Source organism: Thauera sp. (assembly GCF_035444905.1).
In the GTDB taxonomy this organism is placed as follows: domain Bacteria; phylum Pseudomonadota; class Gammaproteobacteria; order Burkholderiales; family Rhodocyclaceae; genus Thauera.
In genome coordinates, this window is sequence record NZ_DAOMPS010000079.1 from 1 (window position 1) to 12,125 (window position 12,125).

Sequence of the window (12,125 nt, forward strand, 5' to 3'; positions counted from 1 at the left end):
GCGCGCCGTGGCGCGGCCAGGCCCAGTGCCAGGCCTCGGCGACCAGGCCCTCGGCACCGATCACCGGGCGCGGGCGCACGGTGTCGTAAGGCACGGTGCGCGCGAACTCGCCGTCGCTGTCGGCAACGAAGACGACGTCGTAGTCGCCGCCCGCGGTAAGCAGGCCGACGTTGCCCTGTTCGCGCTGGCGCGGGTCGTTGCTGAGCACGAAGTCCTTCTTGTCGACGATCTTCAGCCCCAGCCTGCGCGCCGAATTCTCGAATGCGGCGCCGATCAGCCGGTCCTCGGCGCGCGGTCCCTGCAGCAGCAGCACGTTGCGCCACTTCTTGAACACCAGGAACTGCGCCAGCGCGTCGGTCTGCATGCCGTGGTTGGGCAGGGTGTGGTAGAGGTGGGCCTGGCACTGGGCCTGGCGCAGCGCGTCGTCCGGCGCCGACACGTTGAACAGCAGCAGCTCGCGGCCGCGCGTCTTCTCGGCCAGCTCGGCCACCACCGGGCCCGGCGCATCGACCAGGAAGAAGCGCACGCCCTCGCCCTGGAGCTTGTCGAGCTCGGCGAGCAGGGCCGCGGCGTCGGCGCCCTTGGCGCGCGCGAGCTCGAAGCTCACCCCCAGCGCCTGGCCGACAAAGCGCGCCTCCCGCATCGCCACCTCGGCGCCGGCGAAAGGCGGCCCCAGCGGACGTGACAGGGTGCGGAAGAAGGCCTTCTTGTCGTCGTAACGCGCATCCTTGTCGAGTTCCAGATAGCCGAAGCGGATCACCTCGGCCGCCATCGCCGCACTGGCGGCGAGCAGGGTCCAGGCCAGCAGGGCAAAGGTGACAACAGTGCGTAACGAAGCTCGCGCAAACATCATCGGATCTCCAGCGCTCCGCCGGACGCGAGGCCGGGCGCAAGCGCCACGGCCGTCGCCGGCGGAAACTCAGACAGAAAGCAAGACAGATCGGGCGCGGGGCCCACAGGCACCGCGCGCCCCGGACCCGACGGTCAGTCGTCGATCACCGCGGTGTGCGGCACGCGACCCACCGGCACCGAGCGCAGCACCTTGTTGGTCTTGGTGTCGACGATGGAGATGTCGTCCGACAGGCCGTTGACGATGATCAGCATCGATTCGTCGCGGTTCAGCGTGGCGCCCCAGGCGCGGCTGCCGACCAGCACGTAGTCCTTGATCTGGCGGCTGGCGACATCGACCACGGCGAAGTGGTTGGCGCGGCCCAGCGTGACGTAGGCGGTCTTGCCATCGCCGGTCATGGTGATGCCGACCGGGGTCACCTCCTCGCTGCGGAAGCCCTGCGGCGCGAAGCTGACGGTCTCCTTGATGGTGTTGCTCTTGGCATCGAGGATGGTCACCGAGGCGCCGAGCTCGTTGGTCACCCACACCTCGCTGCCGTCGGGGGTGTCGGCGAAGCGGCGCGGGCGGTTGCCGACCACCACGTTGGCGAGGATCTCGTTGGTCGCGGTGTCGATCACGTGGACCATGTTGGCCACTTCCGAGGTCACGTACAGGCGGCTGCCATCCTTGCTGACCAGGATGCCCTCGGGCTCCTCGCCGACCTCGATGGTGGCGAGGATCTCGTTCCTGGTCACATCGACCACCGACACCAGGGCGTCGTCCTCGTTGGAGACGTAGATCTTGCTGCCGTCCTTGCTGAAGTCGAACATCTCCGGGTCCTCGCCGACGTCGATGCTGCGCACCACCTCAAGCTTGGCGATGTCGATCACGTCCACCCGCTCGCTGTTGCTGGCGATGACGAAGATCTGCTCGCGATCGGCGGTCAGCTTCATGTCGCGCGGGCGCTCGCCGGTGGGGATGGCCTTGACCACCTGGAAGGTCTTGCCGTCGAGCACGGTGACCGCGTTGTCGTTCTCGCTGCTGACGAAGATGTAGCCGGTGTCCTTGGCCAGGGCAGCACCCGCCGGCAAGGCGAGCATCAGCGAGGTGGCCACCGCGCAGCCCAGGGTCTTCAGTCGGTTCATTGTCGTCGTCTCCTCATTGGTCTTGGATTGCCGAGCCCGTTGCGACTCGGGTACTGCCTCGAAAACACGGGGAAAACCCCCGCAAAAAATCAGGCCGGCTCGGGCACCCCTGCCCCCGCCCCGGTCATGTTCAGGAAGGCCTGGGCCAGGCTCGCGCAGCCCGAGGCCTGGACCAGCGCCGCCGGCGTGCCCGCGGCGAGCAGCTCGCCCCGATGCAGCACCAGCACGCGGTCGGCCGCTTCGGCCTCATCGACCAGGTGCGAGGCCCACAGCACGCCCACCCCCGTGTCACGCAAGGCCAGCACCTCGTCGAGCAGATGGCGCCGCGAGGCCGGGTCCAGACCTACCGTGGCCTCGTCCATCAGCAGCACCGAGGGGCGGTGGATCAGCGCACGCGCCAGTTCCACCTTGCGCCGGTTGCCGCCGGAGAGCTCGCGCACGCGGTCGCGGCGGCGCTCGGTGAGGCCCAGGCGGCCGAGCGCGTCGTCGATGCGCGCCGCGGCCAGCTTGGGGCCCAAGCCGTGCAGGCGGGCGTGGAAGAGGAGGTTGGCGTCGACGCTCAGGTCCATGTCCAGCGTCATCTGCTGGAACACCACGCCGATGCGCCCGAGCGCGCGCACCGGTGCCACCCGCATGTCGTGGCCGCAGACCTGCACCTGGCCGGCATCGGCGTTGAACAGGCCGGTGAGCAACTGGAACAGCGTGCTCTTGCCCGCGCCGTTGGGTCCGAGCAGGGCGACGAACTCGCCAGCGCACACCTGCAGGTCCACGCCCTTCAAGGCCGGCCGCGCGCCGTAGGACTTGCGCACGCCCTGCACCGACAGCAGCACCTCGCGTGCACTTTCAGTCATGTCCCCTGTCCTCCCCGTTCCCGTCGTCGTTGCCGGTCGGGCCTGTGGCCAGCGCCAGCCCGCCGAGCAGGTCGGGGTACTGTGCCATCAGGCGTTCATGGAGGCGGCCCACCTCGGCAGCCGCCGGTTGGCGTGGCCGCGCCAGCTCGACCTCGAGTTCGAGCACGACACGCGCCGGCGCCGCCGACAGGAAGCACACGCGGTCGGCCAGCGCCAGCGCCTCTCGCAGGTCGTGGGTGACGAAGAGCACGCTCGCGCCGCAACGCTGCCACTGCTCGACCAGCATCTCGCGCAGGCGGTTCGCGGTCGGCGTGTCGAGCGACACGAAAGGCTCGTCCATCAGCAGGAGCTGGGGCTCGTTGACAAAGGCACGCGCCAGCGCCACCCGCCGCATCATGCCGCCCGACAGCCGGCCCGGATAGGCGTCGAGCACGTCGCCCAGCTCCATCGCGCGCAGCAGCTCGACCGCCCGCTCGCGCGTGCCCGGCTTGCTCCGGCCGGCGCCCGGCTCGGCTTCACCGGCATCGCGCGCCACCAGCAGCACGTTGTCGAGCACGCTCAGCCAAGGCATCAGGCGCGGCTCCTGGAACATGAAGCCGACGTCCTCGGGGAAGGCGCCATCGAGATCGACCCGGCCCTCCATGTCGCGGTCGAGACCGCCGACGATGTTGAGCAGCGTGCTCTTGCCGCAACCCGAAGGGCCGACGACGCATACGAACTCGCCCGGCTGGACCTTGAGCTGCAGCCCCGACAGCGCAAGATGCGGCCGCCCGCCGCGGTCGGGGTAGCGCTTGCGGTCGATGCGGATGTCGAGCATCGCCTCAGCCCCTCCACCCGGTCAGCCTGCGCTCGAGCGGGCGCAGCATCCACGCTTCGACCATCAGCACGACGGCCGCGAAGGCCAGCGTGTAGGCGAGGATGCCGGTGATGTCGAAGAACTGGAAGAAGACGTTGAGCTGGAAGCCGACGCCGTCGCTGCGCCCGAGCAGCTCCACCACCAGCACGATCTTCCAGATCAGTGACAGCCCCGAGCGCGCCGCCGCCATCAGGTAGGGCACGAGCTGCGGCAGATACACGCGCACGAAAGTGGTCCGCCGCGACAGGCGGTAGGCGCGGGCGACATCGAGCAACTTCGGATCCACCGCACGCGCACCCTCGCGCACGGTGACGATCACGGTCGGGATCTTGTTGATCGCCACCGCCAGGATCGCCGCCCAGTCGTTGAGGCCGAACCAGACGTAGCACAGGATGATGGTGACCAGCGCCGGGATGTTGAGCCCGAGCACCAGCCAGGCATCGAAGAAGGCGTCGCACTGGCGCCAGCGCCCCATCGCCATGCCGACCAGGGCACCGATCAGCATCGCGGCGGCAAAGGCGATCACGACCCGCCACAAGGTGATGGCGAGGTGGGCCGGAAGTGCCATGGACGCGACCTCGTCCCAGATGCGCGCCAGCACGGCTGCCGGCGTGGGCAAGGTGTGGTTGTCCGCGAGCCAGGCGCCAAGCTGCCAGATCAGCACGAACACAAGTAGCGACGCGGCCCGCAGCCAGCGGTCGCGCCCGCTCGCGGCCCGCGCCTGTTGCCCGTGAGCCTGGCTGCGCGCGGCGGGCGGCATGAAGGGCGGACGCTCGACGGTGCCCAGACGCCGGCCCGTCACCGATCCGGGCTCCGTTTCCAGAAGGTGCCCGGTGCCAGCGTGCTCGCGCTGCCGACCAGTGCCTGCCCGCCTTCGGCGGCGAGGATGGCAAACACCAGGCCGGCGACCCGCTCGGCCTCGTCGTCGCTGACGCGCGGGATGCCGGCCCGAAAGCCGTCGCGCAGCGCGACGAAGGTCGCCTCGTCCTCGGCACGCATCAGCGGGCGGAGTTCCTCCCACACGGCGTCGGACTCCAGCATCAGCTGCTTGGCTGCGGCCGAGGCGCGCAGAAAGCCCTCGACCGCCTGCCGGCTGGCCTGCGCCCAGCGCTCGCGGAACACCCAGCCCACCAGCGGCAGCTCGTCCTCGATGCCGAGCCCGGCGAGGATCTGCGGCATGCTGATCAGCTCCTGCATGCCTGCCGCCGTCAGGCGCGCCGTGTAGTGCCAGAAGTTCATCGCCGCGGGCAGCTCACCGCGCATGACGAGCTCGTTGAGCAGCGGCGGTGCGGCGAACTGGGGGCGCACGAAGGTGGCCGCATCTTCACCCACGGTGCGCCGCGCATAGGCGCGCAACAGCAGCCAGCTCTTGTCGAGCGCGCCGCCGGCGATGCCGAGGCGCTTGCCCTTGAGGTCGGCAAAGCTGGCGATGTTGGCGTCGGGCCGCACACTGACCCCACCCACCGCCTGGGAGTAAGGCGCAAACACGTAGTCGCGGCCCTCGCTGCGCATGCGCGACACCCAGATCCAGTCGTTGGCAATGACGTCAACCTCGCCGCCCTGGATCGCGACATTGGCCGCATCCTTGAGTGCGAGCGGAACGATGCGGATCTCCACGCCTTCGCGCTCGAGCAAGCCCTGGCGCTGCATCACCTCCAGCTCCCAGCTCACGGTGCCGAACTGCAGGATGCCGACGCGCACGACCGGGCGCTCGGCCGCCTGCACAGCCGCCGTCACGCCGATCAACATGAGCATGCAAAGCAGTCGTCTGAACAGGGCGGGCATAGGGGCGATCTCCGGTTCGCCTCGCGGCGTGCGGCGTCGGACTCGACACCACTGAACGTTGTGAAGCAAGAACTCCGGTGATCTGCAGCAGTTTTCATGCCAAGTTGGCCGATCGCCCGGTTCGGCACCGGTCCACGGACCCTAGCGTCACACATCGGGCCGCCGCCACGGCGTGAATGTTCCAAATGGGAACACCTGTTGCTCAATCCCGAAGCATCTGAGGCGCCGCGCGCCGGCCTGCGCTCTGCGTTGCCACAAGGGAGGGCGTCCGCACGTGGCTCCACCCTTCCGGCATGGATCGTGCATGAAGGACCCCGACCCATTTGTTCGGCCCTCAGCGGGAAATGATGCCACTCTCCGACACAGACTCTGCGCGCTTGCCCCTGCCCTCGTCGGCAGCGGAAGCGCTCGCGCCTGACCGGTATGGGCGGATTCGGACATCAGCCGCGCACGCCCGTCTCGTCGCCCTGGCAGCGCCTGCCATGGAGGACCTCCACCGCCAGCTCGACAGCCCCTCGGTGACGGTCATCCTGGCCGACAGTCAGGGCGGCATCCTGCGTGCCATCGGCACCAGCAGCGCCGCACCGCGTCGCGCCGCGCTGCGCCAGTCGGTGCCGGTCGCGGCAGGGGGGCGCGGCATCGGCATCGCGGTGCCCATCCTGCCCCCGGACGGCGGCCTGCTCGGCTTCATCGATGCCGATGTCGCGCGCCTCGAATGGCTCACCCACGCCAATGCGCTGGTGCAGACGGCAGCGCGGATCATCGAGCACCGCCTGATCGAATCCGACCCGCAGGGCTTCCTGCTGCTGCGCTTCCATCGCTATCCGGCAGTGCTCGGCAGCCCGCTCGAGGCGCTCACCCTGTTCGATGCCAACGGCGGCCTGCTTGCCGCCAATCGCGTCGCCCACGAACTGCTCGCACCCGGCCCGCAGGCCGCGCTCGAGGCGGCGCCGAGCTGCTTCGCCACCCAGTGGTGCGGCATCGTCGGCTATGCCGCGCTCGGGCTGCGCCAGCCCTTCACGCTGCGTGATCGCCGCGGTCGCGACTATTCGGCGCAGGCCAGCCTCAGGAGGAGGCAGCACGATGACTGAACCGAGCGCCCATCCCCCCAGCCTGCACGGCAGGCTCAGCCTCGTGCTCACCGCGCTGATCGCGGTGATGATGGCTATCAGCGCCCTCGTGTGGATGCGCGAGACGCGCAACGCCATCCACGAGGAAGTGGAGGCCGCCACCCGCGTCGCCGAGCAATGGCTGAACGTGCTGATCCCCGAGACGCTGGCCGATGGCCCCGAGGCGCGCGAGCGCCTGATGAACCACCTCGCCGCGGTCGGCCGCATCCGCGCCAACAGTCTGGAGATCTTCGACGCCGACGGCGCGCGCCTCTACGTGTCGCCGGCCTCGCCTTACAAGGCCGGGCGCTTTGCCCCATCCCTGTTCGACCGCTGGGTCGCGCCCGAGCTGGCGCCGCGCAATCTCGCCGCCGGCGACCTCCGCATCGTGTTGACGCCGGATACATCGCGCGCGGTGCTCGACGCCTGGGACAACCTGAGCGCCGCGCTCGGCTGGGCGCTGGCGCTGCTGCTGGTGATCTGGCTCGCCACCCGCTTTGCCATCGATCGCGCCCTCGCCCCGGTCGCCGACATCCACTCCGCGCTCGAGCGCGGGGCAAGCGGCCAGTTCGACCTGCGCCTGCCGGAATATTCCACGCGGGAGCTGGCGCTGCTCGCGCGCAGCTACAACCGCCTGGCCGACAGCCTCGACCAGAGCCTGGCCGAGAACGCCCGCCTCGAGCAGGACCAGGCCCTCGCCCATGCCGTACAGCAGCGACTTGAGCTGGAACGCCGCGCGATCGCGCGCGAACTGCACGACGAACTGGGCCAGGGCATCACCGCGGTTCGTGCCATTGCCGGTGCCATCATCCAGCGCAGCACCGACCAGCCCGGGCTCAATGGCAGTGCGCAGGCCATCCTCGCCATGACCAGCCAGATGCAGGAAGGCGTGCGCACCATCCTGCAGCGCCTGCGCACCGACACCGCGAGCGAGCGCCTGCGCCTCGAAGAGGCCATCCACAGCTACTGCGAGCTGTGGGCGAGGCACCATGGCGACATCGACATCCGCTGCCTGATCGAACCACTCGACGAGTCGGTTTCCGACACCCTCGGCCTCACCATCCTGCGCATGGTGCAGGAGAGCCTGACCAACGTGGTGCGCCACGCCCATGCGACGCGGGTCGAGGTCCGCCTCGCGCTGCGCGGCGGCGAGATCGAGGTCGAGATCATCGACAACGGCTGCGGCCTGGGCGAGAATCCGGCCCCCGATCGCTTCGGCCTCATCGGCATGCGCGAACGCGTCGCCGAACTGCACGGGCAGTTCGAGCTCAGCCGCCCGCCGCAGGGCGGGCTCAGCGTGCGCGCCCGCCTGCCGCGGCCGACCGTTTGCGAACAGTCAGAACACCCCGGACACTCCGGACAAGGATGAGCGTGCAGTCCCTGCAAGGCCTTCGCATCCTGCTTGCCGACGACCATGCCGCCGTGCGCATGGGCTTTCGCCTGCTGCTCGAGGGTGCCGGTGCCGAGGTGGTCGGCGAGGCCGACAGTGGCGAGAAAGCCGTCGTCGCCTTCGCCGAGACGCGTCCCGAGCTGCTGATGATGGATGTGTCGATGCCCGGCATCGGCGGCCTCGGTGCACTCGAGCGCCTGCTCGCCCGTCATCCCGAGGCGCGCGTGCTGATGCTGTCGGCCCACGACGACGCGCAGATCCCCGCGCGCGCGCTGCGCGCCGGCGCCACCGGCTACCTGTCGAAGCGGGCCCAGCCGCAGGAGTTGCTGCGTGCGGTCGCCACCGTGGCCCGCGGCCAGCGCTACATCGACCCCGAGATCGCCCCGGCGCTGGCGCTGGCGCAGTTCTCCGGCGCGCAGGACCCGGTGGCCGCGCTCACCGAAAAGGAGTTCGCGGTCTTCCTGCAGCTCGCCCAGGGCCGCAGCGTGGCCGAGATCGCCGAGAGCCACAAGCTCAGCCCGAGCACGGTCGGCACCCACCTGTATCACATCAAGCAGAAGCTCAACGTCTCCAACGCCGCCGAGCTGGCGCTGATCGCGATCCGCAGCGGCCTGATCGAGGTCTAGCCCCATCCCTGCTCCGCACCTCGGCTGCCGCACTGCCGCAGACAGGGTCTGCCCTGATATAAACGCGGCATGACGTCTGCCGCGCCCCCAGCTGCCCCCATGTCCGATCCATCGCGCCCCACCGACGGCGATCGCCCGCTGGTGCTCGCCGGCCCCATGCTGCGCCGCGTGGAGGCGCAGCGCATCGTGATCTGGCTCGCAAGCAGCCATCCGGTGCGCGCGCGCATCGAACTCGACATCGGCGGCGAGCCGCCGCTGCGGCTCGAGCCGGATCCGGGCAGCGCCGCCTGCCGCGTGCTGAGCGCCGGACGCCACCTGCACTACCTGCTGCTCGACCTCGCGCTCGACCGCCCCCTGCCCGCCGGGCAGTGGATCGGCTACCGGCTCGCGCTCGCGATGCGCGACGAGGCCAGCGCGCACTGGGTGGAGGCAAGCGAGTGGGCACCGGACCTGTGCTATCCGGGGCGCGAGACGCCCGGCTTCGTGTTCGCGCCGCAGGTGGCTTCGCTGCTGCACGGCTCCTGCCGCAAGCCGCATCATCACGGCGGCGACGGCCTGCTGCGGGCCGATGCCCTGCTCGCCGAACTGGTCGCACGCAACGCGCTCGACGCCGATCCCGCCCCGGAAGCCGACGGCCTGCCCGCCTGGCCGTCCGCGCTGGTGATGACCGGCGACCAGATCTACGCCGACGACGTCGCCGGCCCGATGCTGCGTGCGATCCACAGCCTGATCGCCCGCCTAGGCCTGCCGGTCGAGCGGCTGGAGGGCATCGACGAGGCCGGCGTCACCGATGCCGAGCAGCTCTACCACCACGCCGACGGCTACTACCGGCGCGACAAGCTGCTGCCCCGGCACAAGCGCAACTACGCCCTGATCGAGATCTTCTTCGGCGGCGTGGAAAAGCCCGTGTTCACCTCGGCCAGCGCCCACAACCACCTGATCACGCTCGCCGAAGTGCTGGCGATGTATCTGCTGGTGTGGTCGCCCGCCCCCTGGCGCGGGCTCGAACTCGACCCACCGCCCGGCCTGAGCGCCGAGGACGCCGAGCGCTTCGCCACGGAACGGCAGGCGATCGAGGCCTTCGTCGCCGACTTGCCGGCGGTGCGCCGCGTGCTGGCTCACATCCCGGTGGCGATGATCTTCGACGATCACGACATCACCGACGACTGGAACCTGAGCCGCGAATGGGAAGAGATCGCCTATGGCCACCCCTTCTCCCACCGCATCATCGGCAACGCGCTGCTCGCCTATGCGATCAACCAGGCCTGGGGCAACCGGCCGGAAGTGCTCGACGACGACACGCTCGAGCGCCTGCAGGCCAGTCTCGACGCCCCCGGCGACCCGGCCCACCACGACTGCATCGAGCACCTGCGCCGCTTCGAAGCCTGGCACTACACCTGGCCCACGACGCCGCCCCTGGTCGTCATCGACACCCGCACCCAGCGCTGGCGCTCGGAGCGCGCCGCTCGCCAACCCTCGGGCCTGATGGACTGGGAGTCGCTGACCGACCTCCAGCACACCCTGCGCGGCCTGCCCGCGGTGCTGCTGGTGTCGCCGGCGCCGATCTTCGGCGTCAAGCTGATCGAGGCCATCCAGCGCATCTTCACCTGGTTCGGCCACCCGCTTATGGTCGACGCGGAAAACTGGATGGCGCACCCGGGCTCGGCGCAAGCCATCCTCAACATCTTCCGCCACCGCAGGACGCCGCAGCACTTCGTCGTGCTGTCGGGCGACGTGCATTACGCCTTCGTCTACGACGTCGAGCTGCGCGGTCGGGTGCGCGGGCCGGACATCTGGCAGATCTGCAGCAGCGGCGTGCGCAACGAGTTTCCGCCGCGCCTGCTCGGCGTGCTCGACCGCCTGAACCGCTGGCTGTACTCGCCACGCTCGCCGCTCAACTGGTTCACCCGCCGCCGCCACATGCGCGTCACACCGCGCCGCTACGAGGGCGCAGCGCAGGGTCGTCGCCTGCTCAACGGCAGCGGCATCGGGCTGGTCGAACTGGACGCAGAGGGCGTGCCGTGGCGCATTCGCGAGCTGCTCGCCGATGGCCGCACGATTGCCTTCGAGCGCGACGAGGCGGCCTCGCGCTGGGACTGAGCGCGCGCCCGCCCCGGACGAGCCATCCAAGCCGACGCGGCGCTCAGCGCGCCGCCTGCAACTCCCAGATGCCCGCCGGCGGCGTGTTGCGCCATACCACCGCGCGACGGTGCCAGCGCAGCTCGCGCGGCGCCGCAAAGGGGGCCCGCGGCTGGTAGGTGAACTGCACCAGCTTGCGCTCGGGGCGATGCGCCAGGAAGGCGCAGATGCTGTCCACCGTTTCCGCCCCCACCTCCCTGGGCAGGGAGCGGAAGGGCAGGCTGGAGACCAGCACCACACGCCCGGGGTGGTCGACCAGGCTGTCGACCACCTGCTTGGCCGCGGCCTGGCGCACGTCGATCGACGGGAAGCGCGCCCGCAGGCGTCGCGCCAGCGGGGCCTGAAGTTCCACAGCGATCAAGGGCACGCCCGGCAAGTGTCGCAGCAGGGCCTCGGTGACCGGCCCGGTTCCCGCGCCGAGCTCGACCACGGCATCGGCGCCCACGGCGGCATGGGCCATCGCATTTGCCAGCGCACGTGACGAAGGGAGCACCGCTCCGGTGGATGCAGGATTGCGCAACAAGGCAAACAGCAGACCGACCGGCATGAGCGCCCGCACTCGTGAAGTTGAAAGATTGCCATGGTAGCGCCGCCGCCGCCCGATCTGCATGCGAAATTGCGTCTGGATACGCTTGTCTGCGCACCCGGGGACGCAGGCAGCTGAAACAGCACCTGCGGCGTGCGGCAACGCGTCATGAGTTTCTGTCACCATGACGCCTTCGCCATCACCACCCCTTGATCATGGCCGGAACCACGCTGCTCGCACTGATCGACGACATCGCCACCATCATGGACGACGTCGCCACCATGACCAAGGTCGCCGCCAGGAAGACCGCCGGCGTGCTCGGCGACGACCTCGCCCTCAACGCTCAGCAGGTCACCGGCGTGCAGGCCAGCCGCGAGCTGCCGGTGGTGTGGGCGGTGGCCAAGGGCTCGATCGTGAACAAGGCCATCCTGGTGCCGGCGGCGCTGTTGATCAGCTGGCTCGCGCCTTGGCTGATCACCCCGCTGCTGATGCTGGGCGGCGCCTTCCTGTGCTTCGAGGGCTTCGAGAAGCTCGCGCACAAGTTCCTGCATGCGAAGCACGAGGACGAGGCCGCGCACCGCGAAACGCTCGAGGCACTGGCCGACCCGACGGTCGACCTGGTCGCCTTCGAGAAGGAGAAGATCAAGGGCGCGGTGCGCACCGACTTCATCCTGTCGGCCGAGATCGTGGTGATCACGCTCGGCACCGTGGCCGCGGCCTCGCTCGGCCAGCGCGTGGCGGTGCTGGTCGGCATCTCACTGCTGATGACGGTGGGCGTGTATGGGCTGGTGGCGGGCATCGTCAAGCTCGACGACCTAGCCCGCATTTCTCACAGATAGGAGGCGCATCGCGGCCGGAAATATGAGAAA

Annotated in this window: 12 protein-coding genes; 5 read left to right on the forward strand and 7 right to left on the reverse strand. The window is 69.8% G+C overall.

The features are described from left to right. The 6 genes from PLC66_RS20850 to PLC66_RS20875 form a co-directional block, all read right to left on the reverse strand. On the reverse strand, nt 1-853 hold an 853-nt coding region (locus PLC66_RS20850), incomplete at its 3' end, for a type 1 periplasmic-binding domain-containing protein (protein ID WP_324544110.1). A gap of 131 nt (nt 854-984) precedes the next feature. Beyond that, nucleotides 985-1,974, reverse strand: a complete 990-nt coding sequence (locus tag PLC66_RS20855) for a PQQ-dependent catabolism-associated beta-propeller protein (protein WP_324544112.1) — start codon at nt 1,972-1,974, stop codon at nt 985-987. 89 nt (nt 1,975-2,063) lie between these two features. After that, entirely contained in the window at nt 2,064-2,825 is a 762-nt protein-coding gene (locus PLC66_RS20860; RefSeq protein WP_324544114.1) for a lanthanide ABC transporter ATP-binding protein PedB/LutE, read from the reverse strand. After that, nucleotides 2,818-3,642, reverse strand: coding sequence for an ABC transporter ATP-binding protein (locus PLC66_RS20865; RefSeq protein ID WP_324544116.1), 825 nt, complete (start codon nt 3,640-3,642; stop codon nt 2,818-2,820). The genes PLC66_RS20860 and PLC66_RS20865 overlap by 8 nt, the downstream gene beginning before the upstream one ends. 4 nt (nt 3,643-3,646) lie before the next feature. Continuing rightward, nucleotides 3,647-4,441, reverse strand: coding sequence for an ABC transporter permease (locus PLC66_RS20870; protein ID WP_324544128.1), 795 nt, complete (start codon nt 4,439-4,441; stop codon nt 3,647-3,649). A 38-nt stretch (nt 4,442-4,479) separates the two neighbouring features. Further along, complete coding sequence (locus PLC66_RS20875) at nt 4,480-5,436, reverse strand: ABC transporter substrate-binding protein (RefSeq protein WP_324544118.1); 957 nt, start codon at nt 5,434-5,436, stop codon at nt 4,480-4,482. A 512-nt stretch (nt 5,437-5,948) separates the two neighbouring features. Between PLC66_RS20875 and PLC66_RS20880 the strand changes: the two genes are divergently transcribed. The 4 genes from PLC66_RS20880 to PLC66_RS20895 all read left to right on the forward strand — a co-directional run bounded on the left by PLC66_RS20880 (nt 5,949) and on the right by PLC66_RS20895 (nt 10,691). After that, a complete protein-coding gene (locus tag PLC66_RS20880) occupies nt 5,949-6,557 on the forward strand; it encodes a sigma-54-dependent transcriptional regulator family protein (RefSeq protein WP_324544120.1) in 609 nt (202 codons plus the stop codon). Next, complete coding sequence (locus tag PLC66_RS20885; RefSeq protein ID WP_324544122.1) at nt 6,550-7,944, forward strand: sensor histidine kinase; 1,395 nt, start codon at nt 6,550-6,552, stop codon at nt 7,942-7,944. Before PLC66_RS20880 ends, PLC66_RS20885 begins: the two co-directional genes overlap by 8 nt. Further along, nucleotides 7,941-8,591 (forward strand): response regulator, encoded by a 651-nt coding sequence (locus PLC66_RS20890; protein WP_324544124.1) that lies wholly within the window; start codon nt 7,941-7,943, stop codon nt 8,589-8,591. Before PLC66_RS20885 ends, PLC66_RS20890 begins: the two co-directional genes overlap by 4 nt. Nucleotides 8,592-8,690: 99 nt before the next feature. Further along, nucleotides 8,691-10,691, forward strand: coding sequence for an alkaline phosphatase D family protein (locus PLC66_RS20895; protein WP_324544126.1), 2,001 nt, complete (start codon nt 8,691-8,693; stop codon nt 10,689-10,691). A gap of 43 nt (nt 10,692-10,734) precedes the next feature. Here PLC66_RS20895 and PLC66_RS20900 read toward each other — a convergent pair whose 3' ends face one another. Then, nucleotides 10,735-11,190 (reverse strand): class I SAM-dependent methyltransferase, encoded by a 456-nt coding sequence (locus tag PLC66_RS20900; RefSeq protein ID WP_324544127.1) that lies wholly within the window; start codon nt 11,188-11,190, stop codon nt 10,735-10,737. A 281-nt stretch (nt 11,191-11,471) separates the two neighbouring features. On the opposite strand from PLC66_RS20900, the gene PLC66_RS20905 reads away from it, so the two are divergent. After that, on the forward strand, nt 11,472-12,095 hold the full coding sequence (locus PLC66_RS20905) for a DUF808 domain-containing protein (RefSeq protein WP_349769710.1): 624 nt from the start codon (nt 11,472-11,474) through the stop codon (nt 12,093-12,095). Nucleotides 12,096-12,125 lie beyond the last annotated feature (30 nt).